Source organism: Aeromonas sp. 160P (genome assembly GCF_055193095.1).
The window spans coordinates 400,982-427,500 of sequence record NZ_JBUXKV010000001.1 but is presented as its reverse complement, the minus strand read 5'-3'; the positions used below and the strand labels follow the sequence as shown (position 1 = coordinate 427,500).

At 59.7% G+C, this 26,519-nt stretch carries 17 protein-coding genes and 2 rRNA genes (1 of these 19 cut by a window edge); 13 read left to right on the top strand and 6 right to left on the bottom strand.

Annotated elements, in window-relative coordinates:
• The 4 genes from ACY8FN_RS02030 to ACY8FN_RS02015 all read left to right on the top strand — a co-directional run.
• Positions 1-922: ribosomal RNA gene (locus ACY8FN_RS02030) — 23S ribosomal RNA — on the top strand; it begins 1,968 nt to the left of the window's first position.
• Between the two features lie 111 nt (positions 923-1,033).
• Positions 1,034-1,148: ribosomal RNA gene (gene rrf, locus ACY8FN_RS02025) — 5S ribosomal RNA — on the top strand.
• Between the two features lie 152 nt (positions 1,149-1,300).
• Complete coding sequence (locus tag ACY8FN_RS02020; RefSeq protein ID WP_463099048.1) at positions 1,301-2,515, top strand: IS256-like element ISAs3 family transposase; 1,215 nt, start codon at positions 1,301-1,303, stop codon at positions 2,513-2,515.
• Between the two features lie 390 nt (positions 2,516-2,905).
• The gene (locus ACY8FN_RS02015; RefSeq protein ID WP_463099111.1) at positions 2,906-4,858 is read left to right on the top strand and encodes a ligand-gated channel protein; all 1,953 of its coding nucleotides are present in this window, start codon (positions 2,906-2,908) and stop codon (positions 4,856-4,858) included.
• Positions 4,859-4,927: 69 nt separating this feature from the next.
• Here ACY8FN_RS02015 and ACY8FN_RS02010 read toward each other — a convergent pair whose 3' ends face one another.
• The 3 genes from ACY8FN_RS02010 to ACY8FN_RS02000 form a co-directional block, all read right to left on the bottom strand.
• Positions 4,928-6,316, bottom strand: a complete 1,389-nt coding sequence (locus ACY8FN_RS02010; RefSeq protein ID WP_463099110.1) for a transporter substrate-binding domain-containing diguanylate cyclase — start codon at positions 6,314-6,316, stop codon at positions 4,928-4,930.
• 139 nt (positions 6,317-6,455) lie between these two features.
• Entirely contained in the window at positions 6,456-7,817 is a 1,362-nt protein-coding gene (locus ACY8FN_RS02005; RefSeq protein ID WP_101326337.1) for an ATP-binding protein, read from the bottom strand.
• Positions 7,818-7,850: 33 nt separating this feature from the next.
• Positions 7,851-8,573, bottom strand: a complete 723-nt coding sequence (locus ACY8FN_RS02000; RefSeq protein WP_101320832.1) for a response regulator — start codon at positions 8,571-8,573, stop codon at positions 7,851-7,853.
• Between the two features lie 199 nt (positions 8,574-8,772).
• Between ACY8FN_RS02000 and ACY8FN_RS01995 the strand changes: the two genes are divergently transcribed.
• The gene (locus tag ACY8FN_RS01995; protein WP_101346041.1) at positions 8,773-9,123 is read left to right on the top strand and encodes a hypothetical protein; all 351 of its coding nucleotides are present in this window, start codon (positions 8,773-8,775) and stop codon (positions 9,121-9,123) included.
• A gap of 52 nt (positions 9,124-9,175) precedes the next feature.
• Here ACY8FN_RS01995 and ACY8FN_RS01990 read toward each other — a convergent pair whose 3' ends face one another.
• A complete protein-coding gene (locus ACY8FN_RS01990) occupies positions 9,176-10,504 on the bottom strand; it encodes an IS4 family transposase (protein ID WP_463099109.1) in 1,329 nt (442 codons plus the stop codon).
• 248 nt (positions 10,505-10,752) lie between these two features.
• Between ACY8FN_RS01990 and ACY8FN_RS01985 the strand changes: the two genes are divergently transcribed.
• A complete protein-coding gene (locus ACY8FN_RS01985; protein ID WP_463099108.1) occupies positions 10,753-12,747 on the top strand; it encodes a methyl-accepting chemotaxis protein in 1,995 nt (664 codons plus the stop codon).
• Positions 12,748-12,841: 94 nt separating this feature from the next.
• Here the strand turns inward: ACY8FN_RS01985 and ACY8FN_RS01980 are convergent, their stop codons facing one another.
• On the bottom strand, positions 12,842-13,261 hold the full coding sequence (locus ACY8FN_RS01980) for a hypothetical protein (RefSeq protein ID WP_042059741.1): 420 nt from the start codon (positions 13,259-13,261) through the stop codon (positions 12,842-12,844).
• A gap of 100 nt (positions 13,262-13,361) precedes the next feature.
• Positions 13,362-14,276 (bottom strand): LysR family transcriptional regulator, encoded by a 915-nt coding sequence (locus ACY8FN_RS01975; RefSeq protein WP_463099107.1) that lies wholly within the window; start codon positions 14,274-14,276, stop codon positions 13,362-13,364.
• Between the two features lie 258 nt (positions 14,277-14,534).
• On the opposite strand from ACY8FN_RS01975, the gene ACY8FN_RS01970 reads away from it, so the two are divergent.
• The 7 genes from ACY8FN_RS01970 to ACY8FN_RS01940 all read left to right on the top strand — a co-directional run bounded on the left by ACY8FN_RS01970 (position 14,535) and on the right by ACY8FN_RS01940 (position 26,179).
• Complete coding sequence (locus ACY8FN_RS01970) at positions 14,535-14,867, top strand: hypothetical protein (RefSeq protein ID WP_463099106.1); 333 nt, start codon at positions 14,535-14,537, stop codon at positions 14,865-14,867.
• 30 nt (positions 14,868-14,897) lie between these two features.
• Entirely contained in the window at positions 14,898-15,584 is a 687-nt protein-coding gene (locus tag ACY8FN_RS01965) for a pirin family protein (protein WP_374870640.1), read from the top strand.
• A gap of 39 nt (positions 15,585-15,623) precedes the next feature.
• Positions 15,624-16,016 (top strand): DoxX family protein, encoded by a 393-nt coding sequence (locus tag ACY8FN_RS01960; protein WP_101320844.1) that lies wholly within the window; start codon positions 15,624-15,626, stop codon positions 16,014-16,016.
• Between the two features lie 261 nt (positions 16,017-16,277).
• Positions 16,278-19,664 carry an exodeoxyribonuclease V subunit gamma gene (recC, locus tag ACY8FN_RS01955; RefSeq protein ID WP_463099105.1) on the top strand — a complete coding sequence of 1,129 codons (3,387 nt, stop codon included), beginning with the start codon at positions 16,278-16,280 and terminating at the stop codon, positions 19,662-19,664.
• A 2-nt stretch (positions 19,665-19,666) separates the two neighbouring features.
• On the top strand, positions 19,667-23,299 hold the full coding sequence (recB, locus tag ACY8FN_RS01950; RefSeq protein ID WP_463099104.1) for an exodeoxyribonuclease V subunit beta: 3,633 nt from the start codon (positions 19,667-19,669) through the stop codon (positions 23,297-23,299).
• Positions 23,296-25,374 (top strand): exodeoxyribonuclease V subunit alpha, encoded by a 2,079-nt coding sequence (recD, locus tag ACY8FN_RS01945; protein ID WP_463099103.1) that lies wholly within the window; start codon positions 23,296-23,298, stop codon positions 25,372-25,374. Before recB ends, recD begins: the two co-directional genes overlap by 4 nt.
• Before the next feature lie 43 nt (positions 25,375-25,417).
• Positions 25,418-26,179 carry a hypothetical protein gene (locus tag ACY8FN_RS01940; protein ID WP_463099102.1) on the top strand — a complete coding sequence of 254 codons (762 nt, stop codon included), beginning with the start codon at positions 25,418-25,420 and terminating at the stop codon, positions 26,177-26,179.
• Positions 26,180-26,519 lie beyond the last annotated feature (340 nt).

Below are 26,519 nucleotides of genomic sequence, written 5' to 3'. Positions count from 1 at the left end.
GCCATGCTGTCTCCACCCGAGACTCAGTGAAATCGAATTCGCCGTGAAGATGCGGTGTACCCGCGGCTAGACGGAAAGACCCCGTGAACCTTTACTACAGCTTGGCACTGAACATTGAACCTACATGTGTAGGATAGGTGGGAGGCTTTGAAGGCGTGACGCCAGTTGCGCTGGAGCCGTCCTTGAAATACCACCCTTGTATGTTTGATGTTCTAACGCAGGGCCCTGAATCGGGCTCGCGGACAGTGCCTGGTGGGTAGTTTGACTGGGGCGGTCTCCTCCCAAAGAGTAACGGAGGAGCACGAAGGTTGGCTAATCCTGGTCGGACATCAGGAGGTTAGTGCAATGGCATAAGCCAGCTTAACTGCGAGACGGACAGGTCGAGCAGGTACGAAAGTAGGTCATAGTGATCCGGTGGTTCTGAATGGAAGGGCCATCGCTCAACGGATAAAAGGTACTCCGGGGATAACAGGCTGATACCGCCCAAGAGTTCATATCGACGGCGGTGTTTGGCACCTCGATGTCGGCTCATCACATCCTGGGGCTGAAGTCGGTCCCAAGGGTATGGCTGTTCGCCATTTAAAGTGGTACGCGAGCTGGGTTCAGAACGTCGTGAGACAGTTCGGTCCCTATCTGCCGTGGGCGTTGGATGATTGAAGGGAGTTGCTCCTAGTACGAGAGGACCGGAGTGAACGAACCTCTGGTGTTCGGGTTGTCACGCCAGTGGCACTGCCCGGTAGCTAAGTTCGGAATCGATAACCGCTGAAAGCATCTAAGCGGGAAGCGAGCCCTGAGATGAGTCATCCCTGACCCCTTGAGGGTCCTAAAGGGCCGTTGGAGACCACAACGTTGATAGGTGGGGTGTGTAAGCGCGGCGACGTGTTGAGCTAACCCATACTAATTACCCGTGAGGCTTAACCATACAACACCCAAGAAGTGTTTCTGGCCTTGTAGCGAATGAACGAACTACTTAACTAATTCAGTGATAATGACCCAGTCGTTATTCACGTCAGCTTTCTAGATTAAGAATTTGCCTGGCGGCCATAGCGCCGTGGAACCACCTGATCCCATGCCGAACTCAGAAGTGAAACGCGGTAGCGCCGATGGTAGTGTGGCATTCGCCATGCGAGAGTAGGACACTGCCAGGCACCCAATACAAGAAACCCCGCTCGATGAGCGGGGTTTTTTATTGGCTGCCATTCAGCAAGTTGCCCAAATATTGACCGAGCCTGTAAATCCAATTGTGTAACCGCCCACGAATAAGTAACTTTTTCAAAAGGATACCTTCGTGGGTAAGCAAATGGACCAAGACAAACTCAAAGCACTGGCCGCTGAGCTGGCCAAAGACATCAAATCTGAAAAAGATCTCGGCACACTCACCCAACAGCTGATCAAGCTCACCGTGGAGACCGCGCTCAATGCCGAGATGGACGAGCATCTGGGCTACGAGAAACACGCCCCACAAGGCCGCGGGACCGGCAACAATCGCAATGGCTATTCCACCAAGCGCCTAAAAGGCCACCATGGAGAGGTCACCATCCAGGCGCCTCGTGACCGTAACGCCTCCTTCGAGCCTCAGTTTGTCCGCAAGGGGCAGTCACGCCTGACCCAGATGGACGACCAGATCCTCGCCCTCTACGCCAAGGGCTTGAGTACGCGGGATATAGTGGACGCGTTCAAAGAGATGTATGACGCCGACATCTCGGCGGGGCTGGTATCGAAGGTGACCGAACGCGTCATCGAGCAGGTCCACGAATGGCAAAACCGGCCGCTGGATCCGCTCTATCCCATCGTCTATCTGGACTGCATTGTGCTGAAGATCCGCGCGAACCAGCGGGTGATCAACAAGTCGCTCTATCTGGCACTGGGCATCAATATGGAGGGGCACAAGGAGCTGTTGGGCCTGTGGCTGGCCGAGACCGAAGGGGCAAAGTTCTGGCTGTCGGTCCTGACCGAGCTGAAGAACCGCGGCCTGGAAGACATCCTGATCGCGTGTGTGGATGGTCTCAAGGGCTTCCCTGATGCCATTGCCGTGGAATATCCTCAAACCAAGGTGCAACTGTGTATCGTCCACATGGTCCGCAACTCGTTGCGCTACGTCTCCTGGAAGGACTACAAGGCGGTGACGGCTGAACTGAAGCAGATCTACCAGTCTGCGACGGAGCGTGAGGCTAAGCAGGCGCTGGCGGCCTTCGGCGAACGCTGGGATAGCCAGTACCCGCAGATAGCGCGTTCCTGGCAGAGTCACTGGGTTAATCTGATCACGCTGTTCGATTATCCCCCCGCGATCCGGAAGGTGATCTACACCACCAATGCGATCGAGTCACTGAACAGCGTGCTGCGCAAAGCGACCAAACAACGGAAGCTCTTCCCGACCGATGAGTCGGCGCTCAAAGTGGCGTTTCTCGCGATACAGCAGGCCTCCAAGAAATGGACCATGCCGATCCAGAATTGGAAGCCGGCCCTGAATCGCTTTATTATCGAGTTCGGTGATCGCCTGAACGGTCACCTGTAATGGAGTGGGCAGTTACACAGAATTATTTACAGGCTCTATTGACCTCTTGTTCCCTCTTCTCTGCCGTTTTCTCTGTTTTTCCTCCTCAATTTTCTCCGTCTGCTATCGCCCCGAATCTTTTTGTAACCACATGATATTTATCTATTTGTTAATTTAACACCGATCTCTAACAGGGATGGCGGTCTGTTCTGCTGGAAGATGCTTAAAACCATAAATGATAATGATTGTTGTTTGAGTTATCTAAATGGGATCGTTACAATGCGGACTGATTAATAAAGTGCTTTTCAAATGAGCCTTTACTAATGCTGCGCCTGGCCGGATGCCAGGGCGTTGTAACGAGTGAAGTAAGGGAATACGCCACTTTCCTACTAAAAACGTTCAGGCCAAAACATGACAACAGTGAAACCGAACAAGCTTGCCTTGCTGATCTGCTCCCTTCTTGCGACCCAAACCTATGCTGCCGAGCAGGAGGTGATGGTCGTCACCGCTTCCGGCTTTCAGCAGAAGATCGAAGATTCTGCCGCCTCTATCTCAGTGATTACCCGTGAGCAGCTGGAGAAGCGGGCATATCGCGATGTGACCGATGCTCTGAAGGATGTGCCCGGTGTAGTGGTGACTGGCGGTGGTAGCAGCAGCGATATCAGCATTCGCGGTATGGGCTCGAAATACACCCTGATGCTGGTTGATGGCAAGAAGGTGGATAGCCGTGGCACTCGCCCCAATAGCGATGGCCCCGGTATCGAACAGGGCTGGTTGCCACCATTGCAGGCGATCGAGCGGATTGAGATCGTACGCGGCCCCATGTCATCCCGTTATGGTTCGGATGCCATGGGCGGCGTGATTAACGTGATTACCCGCAAGACCACCGGTCTGGCCTGGCAGGGTTCGGTTCACGCTGATTCGACCTTCCAGGAGAACAAGGATGCCGGCAACAGCTTCCAGACCGATGCCTATACCGCAGGTTCACTGATCGATGGCGTGTTGGGGCTGCGTTTCAATGGCCAACTGGCGCATCGTGGCGAAGACAAATTCAACCAGGGCTTTGCCGAGCAGGAGACTCGCAGTGGCACGGCCGTGCTCAGCTTCAAGCCTGACGACCATAACCGTTTCGATCTGGAGGCCAGCCGCAGCCTGCAGGATCGGGATCGTACGGTCGGCAATTCGCTGGATGCCAAGGCGAAAGAGAGCCTCAACCGCTACGAGCGTACCAACTACGCGCTGACCCATGATGGCCAGTATGATTTCGGCTCGTCCAGCAGCTATCTGCAGCAGGAGACCAACACCAACCACGGCCGCAAGATGGAGCTCATCAACACCATCGCCGATACCCACACCCAGTTCATTCTGGGGGATCACTACCTGAGTGTCGGTGGTCAGTACCGCTATGAGGATCTGCACGATCAGGGCAATACCCTGAAAGTGGCCAATCCTGCCGAGCAGCTGACCCGCTGGAGCTGGGCGATGTTTGTCGAGGATGAGTGGTCACTCACCGACAGCTTTGCCCTGACCGGTGGCGCCCGTATGGATCGGGACCAGAACTACGGCTCTCACTGGAGCCCGCGCCTCTACGGCGTCTGGCATCTGGATCAGAGCTGGACGTTGAAAGGGGGCGTCTCGACCGGTTACCGCTCTCCAGACTTGCGGATGTCGGCGGCCAACTGGGGTCAGGTCACCGGTGGTGGCAGCCTGGATGGCATGCTGGTTGGCAACCCGGATCTCAAACCCGAGACCAGCGTGAGCGAAGAGATTGGCCTGCTGTGGAATGGTAATCAGGGCTTCAACGCCGGGGTTACCCTGTTCAACACCGACTTCAAGAACAAGATCTCCGAAGTGCGTCGCTGCACCAGCAAGAGCGATCCCGCTTGTACCCTCAATGGTCACAGCTATGACTTCATCAGTGACCGGGTTAACGTCGACAAGGCGAACATGCGCGGGGTTGAGGGGATGATGGATTGGGCCATCAACGAGGATTGGTCGGTCAGCTCCAGCTACACCTTTACCCAGTCCGAACAGAAGAGCGGCCCGCTGGCAGGGTATGCCCTCAACCAGATGCCCCGCCACATGTTCAACGGTAGCGTAGATTGGCAGACCACTGAGGATCTCAGCCTCTGGTCGCGGGTCAACTTCCGTGGCGAGACCTCCGAGTACCTGAGCCGGGTCAAGATGGCGGAGGGGACCCCTTCCTACACCTTCTTTGACATTGGCCTGGTCTACAAGGCCAACAAGCATCTGGATCTGACCGCCGGGGTCTACAACCTGTTCGACAAGGCGGTGGATTACAGCAGCTATGGCACTGTGCTGGATGGTCGCCGCTACAACCTGGGCGTCACCTACAACTTCTGATAGGGATCATGTCATACGGCCGCCATCTTCGGATCGCGGCCGTTTTTATTGTGCGTCCGTCAGGGTGGCCTATGCCTGATAGGGGGCGGCTTGCCAGGTATTGCGCCCCAACGCTTTGGCTTGATACATCAGATCATCTGCCTGCCGTAACAGCTGGTCAGCATCCGCGCTGGCTTGCGCAGCAACCCAGACCGCCCCCGTGCTGACCGAGAGGGTGATATCGCCACCGCGGGTCTGCAGCGGCTGCCGGTGGCACTCCTGACAGATGCGATCAGCCCAGCGCTCTGTTTCTGCCAAGCTGTTGAGTTGCAGCAAGAGACAAAACTCTTCCCCGCCAATGCGGGCAAACAGAGCGCCTTCCGGCAATATCCCCGCCACAGTTGCAGACAGCTGCTCCAGCGACATATCCCCGATGCTGTGACCAAACCGATCGTTGATCTCTTTGAAGTGATCCACATCGAACAGCAACAAAGCACACGGATTGCCAGCAGCCAGCTGTTGTTCCAGCGCGGGAATGAAGGCCCGCCGGTTGAGCAGACCCGTCAAGGGATCGGTGCTGGCCAGCTTCTCCAGTCTGACGTTGGCTTTGCTCAATTCACTGGTACGGCGGGCGACCGCGCGGTGCAATTGCACTATGTAGGCCACCATGACCAAGACACCGGCCAGCAACAACCAGGGGCCAAGGTGGATGGGATAAACAGTCTCGACATGCATCCACTTGCGGATGATCCGATCCCGATCACTCTGTTTGATGTTGGCAAACCCCTCGTTCAGTTGTGCCAGCAACGCCAGATCGCCTTTCTTGACGGCAAAGCGAACTTCACTGGTATAGAGATGGCGCACCGGAATGAAGCGGGTAGGATCGGCAGAGGTGTAAATGTAGAAGTTGGCAACCTGCAAATCAGCGATAAAGGCCTTCAGTTCACCCTTGAAGGCGGCTGCCAGCATGGTGTCATTGTCATCGAAGGTCTGTAGTTTGGTGTCGGGGAAATGGCGCCTGGCGTAATACTCCTCGTAGCCCCCGGCCACTACGCCGACCGAGTCATGGAGCAAGGTGTATTGCACATCATTGCCACGCAATTCCCGTGAGAAGAAGAGCTGAGAGTCAAGTTGGGTGAGCGGCAGGCCATAATCGAACAATTTGTCCCGCTCCGATGACCAGAGCAGTCCAGCGTGGGCGTCAGCTTCACCCCCCTCAAGCAAATCGAGGGAACCCTGCCAGTCAACCAGTCGAAATTCGATCTTCTGACCGGTCACCCGGGCATATTCACGCCACAAGTCGATCAGCAAGCCATCCGGTTGCCCGGATTCATTGATAAAAGAGAAGGGTTGCCAAGCTTTGGAGTTGGTGATGATGATCGGCTCTTCCGGGGCTTTGGCCCAGACAGGCAGGGCAAGTACGAGCAGCAGGAGCCCCCATCCGATGCCGACTATGACTCCTATCCTGGCAGAGACCATCCTTGCTCCAATCCGTTACGGTGTACCGTCCGTGGTCTCCGATTATCACCATCTTCACGGTAGAAGAACAAGCGCTCAAATGATGAAGTTTGCATGATGCAAACGGCGTTATAAGGAGGCTGGCAGTTAGAGTGACTGCTTACAATGGCAGGCTGATCAGCGCCTCCACTCCCCCTTGTGGCCGATTGAGCAGAACCAGTTCGCCACCGTGCTGATGGACCAGAGTGCGCGCGATGGAGAGACCCAACCCCACGCTGCCCGACTCGGTGTTGCGCGCCTCATCAAGGCGTACGAAGGGTTTGAACACATCCTCCAGCCGCGCCGGGTCTATCCCGGGGCCGTGGTCGCAGACACGAATCAATAGTGCCTCCCGGGTTCGCTCCAGCGATACCTCGGCGCTGCCGGCATATTTGATGGCATTGCCGATCAGGTTCTGCAGTACCCGGCGCAAGGTGTTGGCGCGGCAGGCGTAGACCTCTTTGCCCTCCGCCAGACAGGTGACCGGCTGGCCGGTATCGGCATAGTCATCGCACAGGCTGACCAGCAGGCTGACCAGATCCAGCTCGCGGGTGGCCTCCTGCTGCCCCTCTTCGCGGGCAAAGCTGAGGGTTGCCGCCAGCATCTGCTCCATCTGTTGCAGGGTCTGCTGGATGCGCTCCTTGTCCTCGCCATCGGCCAGAAACTCGGTGCGCAGCCGCAGGCTGGTGATGGGGGTGCGCAGATCGTGGGAGATGGCCGCCAGCATCCGGGTTCTGTCCTGCACGAAGCGGTCGAGCCGGGTGTGCATCCGGTTAAAGGCCTGAATCGATTCGCGGATCTCGGTCGGCCCCGCCTCTTTCAAGGGCTCGATATCCTCGCCCCGTCCCAGCCGTTCGGCATTGCCCGCCAGCTGCTTGAGCGGGCGGGTGGCGCGGCGAAACAGCAGCACCATCAGCCCGATCACCAGACTGGCGACCAGCATCAGGTTGAGGGTGGTCTGCCACGACCAGCTGCCCGCCTCTTTGTCGACCAACGAGCTGAACTGCAGCCAGCCCCCCTGGGGCAGCTCGATGGAGCCATAGAGCCGCATATCCCGCGGCGGGGGCGACCCTTTGCGATCCCGCATCATGCGGGTGTGGTGCTCCCACGCTTTGCTGCGCTGGGAGTTCTCTTTCAGCTCGGCGCTGATCTCGACAGTAAGGCCGGGAGGATAGTTGAGGCGCGAGCGCACCAACTGCTCGAAGCGGGGGCTGCGGTTATCCGGTTGCAGCGGCTCATCGGAGAGGCGCAGCAGCAGAGTCTCGTTGCGACTGGCCTTGAGGATCTCGTCATAAAGAGAGGGGGGGGAGAGGGAGAGCAGCCGCACCACCGAGATGATCCGCTGCATGGCGTTGCGGCTGTTGACGAAGCCGAGCGCCTCCTCCCGATCCGAACGGTAGATCTGGATGCTGAGCAGCTGGATCAGGATCAACCCCGCCAGCGCCACCAGAATGATCTGGCCGGTCAGCCCCTTGGGCCACATCCGTGCCCACAGTCGTCGCAAGGCACCCACCGCTTAAACCTGCGTCACGTCGGTGGAGAACATATAGCCGCCACCCCAGATGGTCTTGATCAGCTCGGGGTTCTTGGGATCCCGCTCCAGCTTGCGGCGCAGTCGGCTCACCAGAGTATCGATGGCGCGATCGAAGGCCACTGCCTCGCGACCACGGGCCAGATCCAGCAGTTGATCCCGGCTCAGCACCCGCTGCGGGCGCTCGAGAAACACCTTGAGCAGGTCGAACTCGGCGGTGGAGAGGCTCAAGCCCACCCCATCCTCATCGACCAGCTCCCGGCGATTGATGTCGAGCAACCAGCGATCGAAGCGTAGATCCCGGGTCAGGGTCTCGGCGGCGGGCTGGGTCTCGGCCTGGGTGCGGCGCATCACCGCCTTGATGCGCGCCAGCAGCTCGCGCGGATTGAAGGGCTTGGCCAGATAGTCATCGGCCCCCATCTCCAGCCCTATGATGCGGTCGGTCTCTTCCCCCATGGCGGTCAGCATGATGATGGGCAGGCTCGATTTGACCCGCAGCTCGCGGCAGAGGGTCAGGCCATCTTCACCCGGCATCATCAGATCCAGTACCAGCAGATCGAACTCCCGCTCCTCCAGCAGTCGCTTCATCTCTTTGCCATCCCGGGCGCAGCTGACCCGCAGGCCGTGCTGTTCCAGAAAGCGCTTCAAGAGATCGCGGATCTCGCTGTGGTCATCGACCACCAATATATGGGTGTTGCCTTGATTCATGGGGTGGCCTCCTGCTTGGCGTTGGCACGAGTATACGAAAATCCGCCCTGCGGTTTGTGTCAAAGTGTGCCAGATCCGCGCGATGCCACACTCTGCTACAAAAAAGGGCGATGTTGGCAAAGTTCAGACACTTGACGGGTGTTTACTTGAGGGCAAGGCAAGAGCGCCGAACCAGAATCATCCCTACCGGAGATAAACCATGAAAAAGCTGACCAAAACCCTGCTGACCGCCACCCTGATCCTTGGCCTGCCGCTGGGCGCCTATGCCGCCAGTGAAGCAGCCCCCACCGGTCAGCCCGGTGCCATGATGGACTGCCCGATGGATGGCAGTGGTATGAAAGGTGGCAAACACCACGGTGGCCGCCACGACAAGATGGCCCGTCTGCAGAGCATGACCCCGGAGCAGATCCAGGCCAACCTGCAGCAACGTTATGACCGCATTGAAGATCCGGCCAAGAAGGCGGAGTTCATCAAGAACCTCAACGAGCGTGCCGCTGGCATGACCAAGCACGCCGAAGCGATGAAGCAGTTCGCCGAGGCGAACCAGTAACAACGCCAGCTGTTATAAACCCAAGGGTGGCCTCGGCCATAATGCCAGTCAGTTAAGCCTGACTGGCATTGTTTTTATTTGTTTTTTTAACTCCATACTTCTGTGGCCTTGGCTTCACGCAGCGGGGGTAACTTCGCTCCCTTCGGGCCGGCAGCACAAACTGCCCCGCCTGTTTCTCCAGCTCCGCCACCCGCCTCGGGATATTCCCCGGCGACACATATGGCATGCAGCTCAACTCATGGATGAGGTAGACCGAGGCCATGTGAAAACTCAACTGACTCGCCGTGTATCCCTTCAGGCTCGCCGCCATCTTCACCATCTGACTGCGCAGCAGGTTGTACGCCAGCAACACCCCCCATAGCTCTTGCCGTATCCCCGCCGCCTTCTTGCTGCGCAGGGTCAGCCGGTGCTGCTGCAGGCTGTGCTTCATCTCCCGATAGCCCAACTCGATTTCCCAGCGGTGGCCATACAGTTCGACAATATCGGCGCTAGGGAAGCGCATCGGGTCGACCATCGAGGTCAGCACCTGCCGCTCTTTGCCGTTGATAGTGCGGGTCAGCAAGCGGGCTTCTAGCGTCTCTGGCAGTTGCGGCCACTTCTTCCTCGCCTGTGGACTGGGTTTGAGACGAACCAGAGCATCCTGACGCCCCAGTTTGCGCACCACCTCGTATTGCGTGCCCTTTTTGAGTGGCAGCAACCAGTGCCGCTCGCTGCCAGTGGTCTGCCAGGCGTGGAGCAAACCGAGGGAGTAAAACCCCTTGTCGAACAGGGTCAGCGAGTGGTCCGGCGTGCGCGCGACAAGTTGTTCGGCCAACACCATCTCGTTGACGGCGCAGCTCTCCATGACCGCCTGAACAAGCAGGTGACTGGTCAGCTCCATCTGGCAGAGCATGCGTACCTGCGGATAAGCGGTCTCCCCATGCTGGGTACCGGGCTTGGCAAACGCGGCGGCATTGTCCGGGGTATCGGGCGTGCGCCACATCACGCCATCGACAGCGAGCAGTTGCAGCCCGGCCCAACCGGGGTGATTGGCCTGCTGGTGCCAGCCTGCGGCGGTCTCGTGAAACAGCCGTTCGATGCTCTTGTGGCCAAGCTTTTGGCGAGCTTGCAGGAAGGCGCTGGGGGCGACAAAGGGGCGGTCACCGGGCAACAGGATATCGAGCTGATTGACCAGCTGGGTCATGGGGACGTTGCGGAAGATGGCCATGCCGATGATGGCCCAGACCAGTCGCTCCATGGGCATGCGGCGACGGCGCAGGGTAGCAACGCCCTCTTCGCCGAGCAGAGTGGTGATGAGCTCGTTGGGAATGAGGTCGGAGAGTGACTCAAACTGAGCGGCATTACTGGCGTGGAGGAAGTCGAGAGCTTGAGCGATACGCATAAAAAATCCGAAACCAATCAACAGGTTTCGGATTTTCACACATCAGAAGGATCGGTCAATGGATCCTTAACTGATCGGCATTATGGCCTCGGCCACCCTTTTTGTGATCCCATCGATCCATTTTTGCTCGAATCCTTATCTTGCTATCGCTTATGTGAGCGATGGCAAACGCGCCATGAGCGAATTACAAGATAATGCTCGCTCATATAACAAGCTGCACCGAGCAGTGGCCGCAAACAGGAGAGGGTATGGGTTGGGATCTGGGGACAATCAAGGGGCGATATACCGCCGTTTTTTTGGGATTCATGGTGGCTGTCTGTGTACTGACCGTTATCGGTATCCAGTTATGGGTCAAACCCGAGCTGCAACGGGCGGGCGAGCAGAATCTGGTGCTGCGAGTCAGCGAGATTGCGACCGACATTCGCGATCAGCTCAACGGGGTGCAGAGTCAGTCACGCAGTATCACCCAGCTGGTTGCCCAGCTGCCGAGCGAGCAGATCGATGCCGTTCTCCCTGCTCTGATCGATCAATATGGTAATGCCATGGTGTTTGGTGGCGGCATCTGGCCGATGCCGGATCAGCGGGAAGCCGGTCGTATCAAGTTCAGTACCTTCTTTCATCGGGATGGTGCCAACCAGCTGATCCCCAACACCTACTGGAACTCGGCCGAGGCGCCCAACTATTTCGAGCAGCCCTGGCACAGAGCCGGGCAGCAGGCGGCGAAAGGCATGTGTGTCTGGGCGGCTGCTTACAAGGATGGTGCCAGCCAACAGCCGCGAACCAACTGCGCCATGGGGATCTATCGTGACGGTTCCCTCTACGGAGTCTCCACCATCGATGTGACGCTGGGTTTCTTTAATGATCTGGTCGCCAAAAAAGAGCAGGAGATCGGTGGTCAGGTGATGATCGTCGAGGCCGACGGCAAGATCCTCAGCAAGAATGGTCGTTTGAGCGGGGATGTGGTGCTGGGCAACCTCTCATCTCACGGGGACTATCCCTTTGCCAGCGCCATCGCCAGCCTGCTGGGGCCGGGTAATGGCGCCGCGTTGCAGCGCACCACTTTTCAGGATCTGGGTGAAGAGCAGACATTGCTGATGCAACCCATAGAAGGAACTCCCTGGTTGTTGGCAGCGGCGCTGCCGACCAGCACCCTGACCCACGACAGTCAGGAGGTGCTCAAGATGCTGGCGGCGATCCAGCTACCGCTGGTGGTGTTGCTGTTTGCACTGATGTTGATGGCCATCAAGCAGTTAGGCAGTCGACTCGACACCCTCAAGCAGAATATCGATGCGCTCTCGGCCGGAGATGCTGACCTGACTACCCGGATCCGGGTCAAGGGGCACGATGAGCTTGACCATATCGCCCAATCGGTGAACCGCTTTATCGCCTATCTGCAGCAGATGATGGTGCAGGTGACCGAAACCACAGAGCTGATTACCCGTGAACTGGCCCAGCTTGATCAGCAGACGGGGCAGGCCAGACGCATTCTCGGTGAGCATGCCGCCGAGACCGATCAAATAGTAACTGCCCTGACCGAGCTCAGCTCCACTGCCGACAGCGTGGCGCACCATGCGAGCGATTCCGCCAGCTTTACCGAGTCGGCCAATGGTCAGGCGATTCAGTCCCGCAAGGTGGTGGGTCAGGCCTCTGCCAGTGTGGCTGCGCTGATCGATGAAGTGGATCTTGCTGCGACCAAGGTATTGGGGATGCAGGAAGATGCCCGCCAAATCAGTAGTGTACTCAGCGTGATAGGCGATATTGCTGCCCAGACCAACCTGTTGGCACTCAACGCGGCCATCGAGGCGGCGCGGGCCGGTGAGCAGGGGCGTGGTTTTGCCGTGGTGGCCGATGAGGTGCGCGCGCTGGCGGCAAGAACCCAGAACAGCACCGCCGAGGTGGGGAGCATGCTCTCCCGATTGACGCAGGGGGTGGCCGAAGCCGTGGTTGCCATGGAGCACACCAAGCAGAGCTGTCAGGCGGCGACCGAGAATACCGAACAGGTGACCGGCGGGCTCGACAAGATGGCGGATGCCGTGGTGCAGATCAACGATCTGGGCACCCAGATTGCGACTGCGGCAGAGGAGCAGAGCCGGGTGACCGAAGAGATCAATCGCAACATGGTCACTATCCGTGACATGGTCAATCTGCTGGTGGATAACGGCCAGAATACCGAACAGAGTTCGGCCACCCTGCTGGAGTCCAATCGCCAGCTGGTGGCACTGGTGCATCGCTTCAAGGTGTAACAAACCGATAATGAAAGAGGGGGAGCCTGATGCTCCCCCTCTTGCTATCTGCGCCGGTGCGGGCGTGTCACCCTTGTCCACCGGACGAGCGAACTTAGCCCTGAGCCTTGTCGGTCAGGTCTACTTTCTTGACGGTTTCGCCTTCGAACTTGATAACCACGTTTTTCTTGGTCGCATCGGTATCTTTCAGCAGAGTCTTGGTAGTTTCTGCCAGCAGCGGAGAGGCCTTGTTCAGGGCATCCAGATCATAGGTCCACACTTCCAGGCCGGATTCGGTCTTGGTAGAGGCCGGTGCGCCCAGCTTCTCTTTGATAGCCTGCTTGTTGGAGCCGCCTTCCTTGATATCCAGTGCCTGCTTGATGGCTTCGTTGGATGCGCTGTCCACGGCACCGGATACGGCGGTATTGGCCGCATCTTTTACGCTGCTGGTGACGCTGTCGGTCAGCGAGTCCATCAGGCCAGCATTGGCAAACAGGGGCAGGGTGGTGAGGGCTACCAGCAAAGTCTTTTTCATTTTCTACAGATTCCATTGGTTCAAATGAGGCGGCTATGGAACCAATAAAAGCCTCGGGTGTCAAGTGAGGCATATAATTGAGTATTCTGTTAACTGGATCTCATTTTTCACCGACCGCAAACAGTTTTGGGATCTCCCGCACCAGCCAGCTCTTGGCCTTACCCATGGTGTCTCGCCGCCAGGCCAGCACCACCTGCAACTGATGACGATATTCGGGGCTGATCACCTTGAGCCGTCCGGCCCGGATGTCCTCCTCAATCCAGCTTTGCGGCATGGTGCCGACGCCGATACCCGCTAGCAGGGCGTCGCGTTTCTCTGCCATGGTGCTGACGGTGAGGCGCGGCTGCTTGTCCAGCAGGCGATAGGTGAGCACCGGTTTGCGCAGCGCCGAATCGGCTACCGCGATGGCGCGGTAGCGACGCAGGGTTTCGTCTGCCAGCGGCTCCGGCTCCTGATGTAGCGGATGATCGGGATGGGCGGCGTAGAGCATCACCTCTTCTTTGATCACCTGATGCTTGATGCCGGTCATCATGATATCGGGGTTGATCGAGGAGATAAGCAGGTCGGCGCGGCCATCTTCCAGACACTCCCAACTGCCCGCCAAGACCTCGGCGCGCAGTCGCAGTCTGGTATCGGTCTGCTCGGCCAACTTCTCCACCAAGGGGTAGAGGGCCTGCACCGGAACCAGCGCATCGACGGCGATGGTGATGTCGGTCTCCCAGCCACGGGCCAGCGCCCGGGTCTCACCCACCAGATGCTCGGCTGCCTCCAGCAGCACCCGGCCTCGCTCCAGCAGCATGCGTCCCGCTGGGGTGAACTTGGTGCGGTGGCCGCTGCGGTCAAACAGCATGGCGTCGAGTTCGTCTTCCAGCTTCTGCACTGTGTAGCTCAATGCCGAGGGCACCTTGCCCAGCTCGTCGGCCGCCGCCGCGAAGCTGCCACGGCGGTCGATGGCGTCCAGCACCCGGATTGCCTCCAGGGTCAGCGCCCGTTCCTTGTTCGATTCCTTGGCCATTTCATACCTTCAATTTTTTTGAACATGTTTGCCAGTTTATCTCGCTAACAAGTTAGGCCAAGTGTCTTTAATATTCAATCAACGCTTAGGCAGGAACGTCGAGCGGCCAAATATGCGGGAAGTTCCGCACTGTGACACACCAAATCGGTCTGTCTGATGTCGGTGAAAGAACAACACACTATTTGAATAACCTCTTGCATGGATGCATTGATTCTGGCCGAAAAGGCCTTGGCAATGACATATAAAACAAGAGAGTGAATGAACATGAAAAACGTAATCAAGATGCTGGCCGTTGCAGGCCTGATGACCACTGGTTTCGCCCAGGCTTCCGTACCGGCTGACATCAACGCCGCCCCGGGCGTGCTGTTTGTGAACTGGAACGCCACTGCCGCAGCGGATGGCAAAGCCAATCCGATGCTGGAAGTGCGTGACGAGTCTGGCGATCTGCTGGCATCAGTCCACGCCAACCTGACTGGCACCCAGCAGGTGCGGATCCCGAGCCGTACCCAGGGCAACCTGACCGTCAGCCTGGCTGGCCAGAGCAGCGAATATCGTATGCCGTTCGGCATCGGTGGTGGCAACCCCCGCTAAGTCGAACCCCGGATAGATGAGGAGCAGACCATGATGCAATTGAGAGCCGCAGAAGCGCGGGGCAAGGCCAACTTTGGCTGGCTGGACGCGCGCCACAGTTTCTCCTTCGGTCACTACTATGACCCAGAGTGGATGGGACACTCGGTACTGCGGGTGATCAATCAGGATCTGGTTGCGCCGGGTGGCGGTTTCGCCACCCACCCTCACGCCAATATGGAGATCCTCACCTGCGTGCTGCAAGGCACCATTGAGCACAAGGACAGCCTCGGTCATGCCGAGCAGATCCCGGCAGGGGATTTCCAGCTGATGAGCGCAGGCAGCGGGATCCGCCACAGCGAGTACAACCCCTCGCAGACGGATCCTCTCTCCCTGTTGCAGATCTGGATCGAGCCGAACGAGTTCGGCACGCCACCCGGATATCAGCAGAAGAAGATAGAGTCCAGACCGGGCATGACGCTGGTGGCGTCACCGGATGGCGAGGAAGGATCGCTGCGGATCCGCCAACAGGCCCGCGTATGGCGGCTGGAACTGGCCCCGGGCGAGACGCTCGAATGGGCACTGGCCGGCCGACACGGTTACCTGCAGATGATTTCAGGGGAGTTGACCGCCAACGGTCTGGCTGCCCGACCCGGCGACGGGGTACTCAGTCGTGATGAATACCGGTGGGAGTTGGTCGCAACCAGTGCCACTCAAGCCCTGTTATTTGACCTACCCTGAAGCAGTCAGCGGTGATGTGACACAAACGAGGAAGATGAAATGGACAAGATGAAAGATTTGGCACTGCTGGCGGGTCGTGTACTGCTGGCGCTGATGTTCGTGATGGCGGGCTGGAGCAAGATCAGCGGTTATGCCGGTACTCAGGGCTATATGGAAGCGATGGGCGTGCCGGGCTTTATGTTGCCGCTGGTGATCCTGCTTGAGCTGGGCGGTGGCCTTGCCATAGTGCTCGGTCTCTTTACCCGCAGCCTCTCCGTGCTGCTGGCCGGTTTCACCCTGATGGCTGCCTTTATTTTCCACTATCAGCCTGCCGAACAGATGCAGATGCTGATGTTTATGAAGAACGTTTCAGTGGCTGGTGGTTTCCTGGCCCTGGCGGCGGCTGGTGCGGGAGCCTTCAGTGTGGATGCCCGTCTCGGCAAAAACTGGTAACAGCCAGTCAGTTTGAGGTTTCCAATGCCTTTTGGCCGGTGCAACTGCACCGGCTTTTTTCTGCCTGTGTTTTCCGGGTAGGTGAGGCGGCGGGCCAAATCTGCGGCGCCCCTCATGATTCCGCCGCTTGCCTGCCGTTGGCAGCAAGAGCCTTTTGCATCTTCCCCCCCGATCCCCGACAATTCCCACTCCTGTGAAGTGACGGAAATGGCTCCTCTTTTCCGGCGCTCATCCCCTCTTGTGAATTGGCGGGAGTCGTCCATGTTTACCCTCTACCACTCCAATCAGCTGGATCTGCTCAAGGAGCTGTTGGTCAACCATATCCGGCAGGCCCCTCTCTCTCACCCCTTCCATCGGGAGCAGATCCTGGTGCAGAGCCCGGGCATGGCCCAGTGGCTCAAGCTGGAGCTGGCCAAAGCGTTCGGCATCGCCGCCAATATCGACTTTCCGCTGCCCGCCAGCTTTATCTGGGAGATGTTCACCCGGGTGCTGGCGGATGTGCCCCGTCAGAGCCCCTACAACAAGGGCTCTATGAGCTGGCAGCTGATGACCATTTTGCCCGCCCTGCTGGACAGGCCCGCCTTTGCCCCGCTTGCCGCCTATCTGGGCGGTGGGGATGAGGAGGATCCTGCCAAGGATCCCGAGCAAGTCAGGCTGTGGCAGCTCTGCCAGAAGGTAGCGGATCTGTTTGACCAGTATCTGGTCTACCGGCCGGACTGGATCGCCCGCTGGGAAGAGGGCGAAGGATTGGGGTTGGAACTGGCTGGGGTGAGCGGTCAGGATTGGCAGCCGGAGCTGTGGCGCGAGCTGGTGGCCCGCACGTTGGCGCTCTCCCCGAGCGGCTACCACCGCGCCAACCTCTACGAGGAGTTTATCCACGAGCTGGGGCGTACCGCCGATCTGCCGGGCAAGTTGCCGCAGCGGGTATTCGTGTTCGGCATCTCGGCGCTGCCGCCGCGCTATGTGGAGGCGTTGCTGGCCCTCGGCAGTCGGCCGGAGGTGGAGGTGCACCTGTTTGTCACCAACCCCTGCCGCTACTACTGGGGCGACCTGCTCGATCGCAAGACGTTAGCGCGGCTCGAAAACAAGCTCAAACCCGGCACCGATATCGAGACCCTGCAGGGCCCCGCCAACCCGCTGCTCGCCTCCATGGGCAAGCTGGGGCGCGACTATCTGCATCAGCTGATGGAGCTGGAGGTACCGCAAATCGAGGCCTTCGTCGATATCGACGAGGTGGATGCCAGGGGCAATATCAGCCTGCTGCGCGCCATCCAGAAGGATGTGCTAGAGCTGGCCGAACGGGGGGCAGGTCAGTTCGATCTCGACAGCAGCCATCACAAGAGCCCCATCGATCCGGCGGATGGATCCTTGCAGATCCACGCCTGCCACGGCCCGATGCGCGAACTTGAAGTGCTGCACGACCGGCTGCTGGGGCTGTTCGAGCAGGACCCCTCCCTCACCCCGAAAGATGTGGTGGTGATGATGCCGGATGTGAACAGCTACGGCCCCTATATTCAGGCCGTGTTTGGTAAAGAAAAGAGTGGGGCACGGGGTCAGATCCCGTTCGCGGTATCGGATCGGGCGGCGAGTCAGGAGAGCCCGCTGCTGCAAAGCTTCCTCGCCCTGTTGCACCTGCCGAGTGCCCGCCTCGGCGCCGGTGAGCTGCTTGCCATTCTCGAGGTGCCCGCCGTGCTGCGCCGCTTCGAGCTGGATGATGACGAGTTCAACCAGCTGCGGGTCTGGGTGCAGGAGACCGGCATCCGCTGGGGGCTGGATGACGGCTACCCCGTCCGTTTCGATCTGCCGCCCATGTCCGGCAACAGCTGGCTGTTCGGCCTGCGCCGCATGTTGCTCGGCTTTGCCATGGGGGATGGCGAGCCGGTGGCGGGCATTCTGCCCTACGCCGATATCGAGGGTCAGCAGGGGCTGGCACTCGGCAAGCTCGCCTGGTTTGTCGATTCGCTGGCCGAATTCCTGCCCCGCCTGCAACAGGCCCAGCCGCTGGCCGAGTGGAACGCCTGCCTGCTGGCGCTGCTGGAGCGCTTCTATCTGGCCGACGAGGAGGAAGAGCGTCAGCTCCAGCTTATTCGCAGCCAGCTGGCCGAGTGGCAGACCCGGCTTGGCGAGGCTCGCTTCGAGCAGCCCATCACCGCCGACCTGCTGCAGGATTACCTCGGTAGCGTGCTGGGGGAGTCCCGCTCCAGCCAGCGTTTCCTCGCCGGTCAGGTCAACTTCTGCACCCTGATGCCGATGCGCTCCATCCCCTTCAAGCAGGTTTGTCTGCTCGGCATGAACGACGGCATCTACCCGCGCACCCTGGCCCCCATGGGGTTCGACCTGATGGCGGTGGCGGGCCGGCGCGGGGATCGCTCCCGCCGCGATGATGACCGCTACCTGTTCCTCGAGGCGCTGCTGAGCGCCCAGCAGGGACTCTATATCAGCTATCAGGGCTTCAGCGCGCAAGACAACAGCGACAAGGTGCCCTCTGTGCTGCTGGCGGAGCTGATCGACTATGTACGGCAAGGCTTTGTGCTGGCGGGGGATGAGGATCTCGACGACGAAACCTCCGGCAAGCGGCTGCTCAACCACCTGATGGTGGCGCACCCGCTCACCCCCTACAGCCGCAACTACTTCTACCCGGAGGCGGGTTCACGCCTCTTTACCTATGCCGCCGACTGGCTGCCCGCTCTTAATCCGGTGCGCGGCGCGGCCAACTTCCAGAGTGGCGAGCTGCCCTTACCTCCCGAATGGGGCAAGGAGCAGGGACTGGAGCTGGCGGAGCTGCTGCGCTTCTATCGCCAGCCCACCAAATATTTCCTCAACCGCCGCCTCAAGGTGTGGTTTGAACTGAACGAAGCCAACATCGAGGACAGCGAGCCGTTCGAGCTGGATGGCCTGCAACATTATCAGCTGAAAGATCTGTTGCTCGATGCCCATCTGGCAGAGGGGGACAGTCGAGAGCGGAGCGATAGCGTGAGCATACGCCGCGAGCGGTTACAGCTCACCGGCCTGCTGCCGCAAGGGTGGTTCGGCAGCCTGCTGCTGGACGATCTGGACGCCGAGATGGGCAAGCTGGCGGATCGGCTGCGGCCATGGGTTGCTGCCAATGAGTCAGAAAAGCAGGCGGTGGAGATCGATATCTCCCTCACTCAGGGCCAGCTGCAAGGGTGGATCGACACCCAGAAGGGGCGCTTGCTGGTGGTCAAACCCGGCAGCTTCAACGGCAAGGATCTGCTGCTGGGCTGGATCCAGCACCTCTGCCTCTCATTGAGCTGCGCCCCCGGCGACACCCTGCTGTTCGATGCCAAACAGAGTCTGCGGTTAGCCAAGCTCGCTGCCGACGAGGCGCGCCCCAAACTGGCGGCGCTGGTGGCGTGCTGGGCGCAGGGGATGAAGCGGCCGCTGCCCTTCTTCCCCAACACCGCCTGGGATTGGCTCAAGGCGATCGAGAAGGATCCCGACAAGCCGGAGGCGGCCGACAAGGCGGCCCTCACCCGTTTCAACGGTGGCTGGATGATCAAGGGCGAGATTGAAGATCCTTACGTTGCCCGCTGCTTCCCCGAACTCGATGACGAGGTACTGGGTCAGTTGCAGGTGCTGGCCCGCGAACACCTGACCCCGCTGCTGACCACCATGGAGATGATGTAATCATGGCTAACCCGCTCAATACATTGCGTTTTCCCCTCCATGGTGAACGACTGATCGAAGCCTCCGCCGGTACCGGCAAGACCTACACCATCGCCGGTCTCTACCTGCGCCTGCTGCTGGGCCACGGCCCGCTCATTGAAGAGGGGGCCGATGCCGGTCAGCCGAGCGCCCACGAGCGACCGCTGTCGGTGACCGAGATCCTGGTGGTGACCTTTACCGAAGCGGCCACCGCCGAGCTGCGCGGGCGGATCCGCGGTCGCATCCACGAGGCGCGGCTCGCATTTTTACGCGGCAAGGTCGTCGATGAAGACAAAGACCCACTGTTAGCTGAGTTGCTGAAGGAGGTGGCGGATCATGAGCTTGCAGCCCGCCGCCTGCTGGCTGCCGAGCGGCAGATGGACGAGGCGGCGGTCTTTACTATCCACGGCTTTTGCCAGCGGATGCTCAAGCAGAACGCCTTCGAATCGGGCGCCCTCTTTGAAACCGAATTTCTCACCGATGACAGCCAGCTTCGGCTGCAGGCGGTGAGTGACTACTGGCGATCCGAGTTCTATCCGGTGGATAAAACCCTCGCCAGTTCGGTGCGCGCGCTCTGGCCGAGCCCCGCCGCCCTGCTGCGGGAGATGGGCAGCTGGCTCGACAACAGCGAGCTGGAGATCCACCCCGCGTTGGGGGACGAAACCCTCGCCGCCCGTCATCAGGCTGCCATGAGTCGCATCGCGGCAGTGAAGAGCGAATGGCTGGCGCAAGGGGACGAGATCCGCCGCCAGACCGATGGCCAGATCAGCCGCTACACCGGCAAGAACTACGAAGGGTGGCTTGCCAAGATTGGCGACTGGGCGCAGGACGAGGGCAGTGGCTATGCCATCCCCAAGGAGTTGGAGCGCTTCGGCCAGACGGTGCTGGAGGAGAACCTCAAGAAGGGGGGCGCAGTGCCGACCCTGCAGCTGTTCAGCCAGATCGACCAGCTGCTGGCGAGCCGCCCCGGTATTCGGGATCTTATCCTGCAACGGGCGGCCAAAGTAGTGCGCAGCCGGATGCAGGCGAGCAAGCGCCAAGCCCATCAGCTCTCGTTCGATGACCTGCTGAAAGATCTCGATGGTGCGCTCGGCTCCAGCCTTGGCGAGCGGCTGTGCGAGCGCATTCGCGCCACCTACCGGGTGGCGATGATCGACGAATTTCAGGATACCGATCCCCAGCAGTACCGCATCTTCCATCGCCTTTACGGCGGCCACACAGACACGGCGCTATTGATGATCGGTGACCCCAAGCAGGCCATCTACGGCTTTCGCGGCGCCGACATCTTTACCTACATTCAGGCACGGCGAAATGTGAGCGCCCACTACACCCTCGGGCGCAACTGGCGCTCCAGCAGTGCGCTGGTGGGGGCGGTCAACGGCCTGTTCGAGCGGGCCAAGGATCCCTTTATCTACGAAGCGGATATCCCCTTCCTGCCGGTGGAGGCGCAGGGCAAGAGCAAGGCGCTGCTGCTCGATGGCGCCACCGCGCCCGTGCTCCACTGTTGGCAGCTGAGCGGCCAGCCCACCTTCAATCGGGGGGATTACCAGAGCAAGATGGCGCGCGCCACCGCCGCCGAGATCCACCGCCTGCTGACGCTGGCCCGCGAGGGCAAGGCGCTGATTGGTGACAAGGCGGTGAAGGCCGGAGATATCGCCGTGCTGGTGCGTACCGGCGCCGAGGGCAAGCTGGTGCAGCAGGAGCTGGCGCGGCTGGCCATTGCGTCTGTCTACCTGTCGAACCGCGAGAGTGTGCTGGAGCAGGTGGAGGCGCGGGAGATTTTGCTGATTTTGCACGCCTGCCAGAACCCGAGCGAAGAGCGCAGTCTGCGGGCAGCGCTCGCCACCGGCCTGTTTGATCTGGATGCCAAGGCGCTCGACGGGCTGGCCAGCGACGAGCGGGCGTGGGAGAGCGCGGTGCAGGAGTTTATGGAGTACCGCAAGATCTGGCACCGCCGTGGCGTGCTGGCGATGTTGCGGGCCCTGCTGCACCGGCGCAATCTCGCCTCCTCCCTGCTGGCGAGCCCCTACGGCGAGCGGCGGCTGACCAACTTCCTCCATCTCGGCGAACTGCTGCAACAGGTGAGCAGCGAGCTGGATGGCGAATATGCCCTGCTGCGCTGGCTGGGGGAGGCGGTGAGCCGACCCAACGGCCAGGATGCGGAGCAGGTACTGCGGCTCGAATCCGAGCGCAAGCTGGTGCAGATCGTCACCATCCACAAATCCAAGGGGCTGGAGTACCCGCTGGTGTTCCTGCCTTTCATCTGCAGCCACAGAACCGCCGAAACCCCGCTCTATCACGAGGCGGATGAGGCAGGTAATCGCACCATTCTCGATCTCACCGGCGCCGAGGGTTCCCTGGCGGAGGCCGACCGCGAGCGCCTTGCCGAAGATTTGCGGCTGCTCTACGTGGCGCTGACCCGGGGCGTCTACGCCACCTGGCTGGGGTTGGCGCCGGTGCGGGCGGGAGCGGGCAAGTCGGAGAAGACCGACCTGCACCACACCTCCATTGGCTACCTGCTGCAAAAGGGCGAAGAGGGGGATGCCACCACCTTGGCGACCGCCCTCACCGAGCTGGCGCAGGCGCTGGCCGGGGTGGCCGTCGGTGAGCCCTCGCTCACCCGTCCGGCCCCGCTGCCGCCAGAGGAGGAGCAGTTGGGCGAGCCGCAGGTGCGCCACTTTAACGGTTCCCTTGAGCGGGACTGGTGGATCAGCTCCTACTCTGGGCTGGCGGCGCAGGGCCACGGTCATAGCAAGGGTGTCTTGGCCAACCCCGGCTTCGATGACGAGGTGGTGACCGAGGCGGCTGCGTTGGCTGCCGAACTGTCTACAGCACAACAGGAAGAAGCGCCCCAGCCCTCCATCTTCACCTTCCCGAGAGGGGCGCGCCCCGGCACCTTGCTGCACAGCCTGTTCGAGACCATCGACTTTCAAAGTGCCGGCGGCGAGCCGCTGGCAGAGCATATCGCCAGTCTGTTGCTGCAAGACGGCTTCGACGAGAGCTGGGCCCCCGTGTTGCAACAGCAGGTGGAGGCGGTGCTCGATACCCCGCTGGAAACAGGCTTTGGCGAGCCGGTGCGGCTGCGGGGTCTGGCGCCCGAGCGCAAACAGGTGGAGCTGGAGTTCTTCCTGCCCATGGGGCGGGTGACGGCACCGGCGTTGACCGCGCTCTGCCAGCAGCACGACCCGCTGTCGCGGGGCAACAAGCCGCTCAGCTTTGCCACCGTGCAGGGGATGCTCAAGGGCTTTATCGACCTGGTGTTCGAGTGGCAGGGGCGCTGGTATCTGCTCGACTACAAATCAAACCACCTCGGCATGAGCCCCGCCGATTACAGCCGTCCGGCGCTGGAGCGGGCGATGGGGTCGCATCGCTACGACCTGCAATACCAGCTCTACTCGCTGGCGCTGCACCGGCTGCTCACTCTGCGCCTGCCGGGCTACGACTTCGAGCAGCACTTTGGCGGGGTCTTCTATCTGTTCCTGCGTGGCATGCCGCAGGGGGGCATTTTCCATACCCGCCCGAGCCGTGAACTGGTACTGGGGCTGGATGAGTTGTTTAGAAACGGTGATCGCTCTGGCGGTGTTTCATCAGCAGAATTAAACGAGGTAGAGGCATGAGCGGCACCATGATCAGCACCGCGACCAGCGCAATGATGGTTGAACGGCTCAAAACACTGGCGCTGGCTGGCCGTATTCGCCAGCTGGATCTGCAATTTGCCAAGCTGGTGGCCGACCTTGGCGGCAGCCCCGAGCTGGTGCTGGGGGCGGCGCTCACTTGCTTCGAGCTGGGGCGCGGCCATGTCTGTTTGCCACTTGAGATGCTCGCAGCCGGATCGCTGCGGCCGTTCGGGCTGGATCCCCAGCAGAGTCGGGATCTGCTGCTGGATCTGGCGGATCCTGCCCGCTGGCCCGCCCTGTTTGCGGCAAGCCCGCTCGTTGGTACCGAACAGGATGAGGGCAACGCCCCGCGCTGGCCGCTGCGACTGTGGCACGGGCGGCTCTACCTCACCCGCTACCACGATCACGAGCAGGGGGTCGCCCGCCACCTTCGAGCCCTAAGTGAAAGAGCCGAATGGCCCGAAATAGCCCCGGCCCTGTCGCGGCTGTTTGCCCGCGACTACGGGCTGGTGTTCGGGGCGCTGCTCAAGGCCCGCCTCGCCCCCGACTTCTCGGCCCGCCACTTTATCGAGAAGTATCTCGACTTAGTGTTCCCGAGCGAGGTGGACTGGCCCGCCATCGAGGCATTGCTGGCCAGCGCGCAGGCGGCGAGCGACTTGAGCAAGCTGGATGCGCTGGTGCCCGAGGCGCTCTGCTGCAACGGCCAGAAGCTGGCGGCGGCCACCGCGGCGGCGCGCCCCTTTGCGGTGATCTCGGGTGGCCCCGGCACCGGCAAGACCACCACGGTCGCCAAACTGCTCGCCATTCTGGTGGAGACCGGCCTGCAGGCAGGCAAGGCGCCGGCGATCCGGCTGGTGGCTCCCACCGGCAAGGCGGCGGCGCGCCTCACCGAGAGTATCGGCTCTGCCCTGCAGGCCCTCGATCTGCCCCCCGAGTGGGTCGAAGCGATTCCCACCGAAGCGGGCACCCTGCACCGGCTGCTCGGGGTCATTCCGGGGCGCAGCCAGTTCCGCCACCACGCGGGCAACCCGCTGCACCTCGATTTGCTGGTGGTGGATGAGGCCTCCATGGTCGATCTGCCGATGATGGCGCGCCTGCTCGATGCGCTGCCCAGCCATGCCCGCCTGATCCTGCTCGGCGACAAGGATCAGCTCGCCTCGGTGGAGGCGGGGGCCGTGCTCGGCGATATCTGCAGCTTTATCGAACAGGGCATCAGCCCCGCGCAGGCGGATTGGCTCTCCCGCCAGACCGGCTACCGCTTGCAGGGCACGCCAGCGGGGGCACCGGTGCGCGACAGCCTCTGTTTGCTGGCCAAGAGCTGGCGCTTTGATCAGCACTCCGGTATCGGTCAGCTGGCGCGCGCCTGCAATAGCGGCGATGCCACGGCGGTGGAATCAGTCTGGGGCATGGGCTTTGCCGATATCAGCCTGCACCCCTGGGCAGGGGAGGCCTACGATGCCCTGATTGCCCAGGGGGTGGCCGGTTATGGTGCCTATCTGAAGGCGGCCCGCGCGGGGGAAGCGCCCGCCGCCGTGTTCAAGGCATTCAACAGCTTCCAGATCCTCTGTGCCCTGCGCGACGGCCCGTTCGGGGTGCTGGGGCTAAACGAACGGCTCGAACTGGCCCTGTCACGGGCCGGGCTGATTGCCCGCGATGGCGACTGGTATGCCGGTCGCCCGGTGATGGTGGTGCGCAACGACCACGGGGTCGGCCTCTACAACGGCGATATGGGCCTCTGCCTGCCCGATGAAACTGGTCGGCTCAAGGTATGGTTTGAGCAGCCGGACGGCACCCTGCGGGCGCTTTTGCCCAGCCGCCTGCCGCCCCATGAGACGGTCTACGCCATGACCATCCACAAATCCCAGGGGTCGGAGTTTGCCCATACCGTGCTGGTGCTGCCCGACAGCCCCAGCCCATTACTGACCCGTGAGCTGGTCTATACCGGCATCACCCGCGCCAAGGCCCGGCTCGATCTCTACGGCGATCGTGCCCTGTTAGCCCAAGCTGTGCGGAAAAAGACCGAGCGTTATTCCGGATTGGCGGAGAGGTTGGGGAATACCTCACATGCATTCTGATTAACCCATTGATATTTAAGTTTTAATTTTAGATAGGGGTGTAATGATGGTAAAGGAAATCTTCGATGATGAATTTACGAGAAGTCGACGTGGATTATTAATTATATTTTCCATTGGTTTTATTCATCAACTACTAGAGATTAAGTTCATCGATGCAAAAATATCAATACCTGGATTGCCTGAAATTATTGCATCACACCCTGAACGTATAGTTTATGCATATATTCTATTGGTTTTTTATGCTACTTACCGGTATGTGTTAAATTCAAAGATGGAATTTTCTGAGATTTGTAGAATGGCATTTTCATGGGGGATAGAAACAACACTCGGAAGATTTTTTTCATCTAACTTTATCACTAGCGATATGTATAGAGTCAGTAATGATTCCAACTACATAAAAAATAATGTTGTAGTACTTAATGCTTATGAGGAAGATAGTGTTTCCTATATAATTGGATTTAATTTAGATTCATGTTTCTTCAAAGAATGCTGGGTAGAGTTACCACCCTCAATATCTAACCCTATGTTACTGAATTCTCCAACCAAGGAACAATGGGGTTTTTACAATACAACGAACGAATTAGATCCTGAGGAGCAGCGCCTTGGTATTACATCATATGAAGCGTACAGGATAAAATCCAAAACCATCAAAGGATATCTTTATGCGATTCTGTTATTTTCGATAATTATTTGTCTAATTAAAAATCCAAAAGCATTTGATTATTGGACTCCTGTAGTGCTTAATATGATTCTAATGATATGGATGATGAATAGTAGCGGAGTATTATCCAGCGTAATTGGGTAATCGAGTATGTTGGGCTTCGCAGGCTCAGCACCAACCTACCGATTGTGTAGGTTGTGGTTGAGCGTAGCGAAGCCCAACGTTTACTGCGTAATCTCTTTTTTCCTCCCCCTCATCCCCGACCCTTCTCCCGCAAGGGGAGAAGGGAGTAATGCCGTCACCGCTGTCCGATGACGCTTCGCTAATCGAACCTACATGGTTGGCGATCATATTACCGATGCCGCTTTATCCCCTCTCCCTCTGGGAGAGGGCAGGGTGAGGGGCGGATTGCACCACTGCTATTTATCTGGCAAAAGGTGTAATGCGCTGCGCTTATTACACCCTACATCCAACCTACACACGA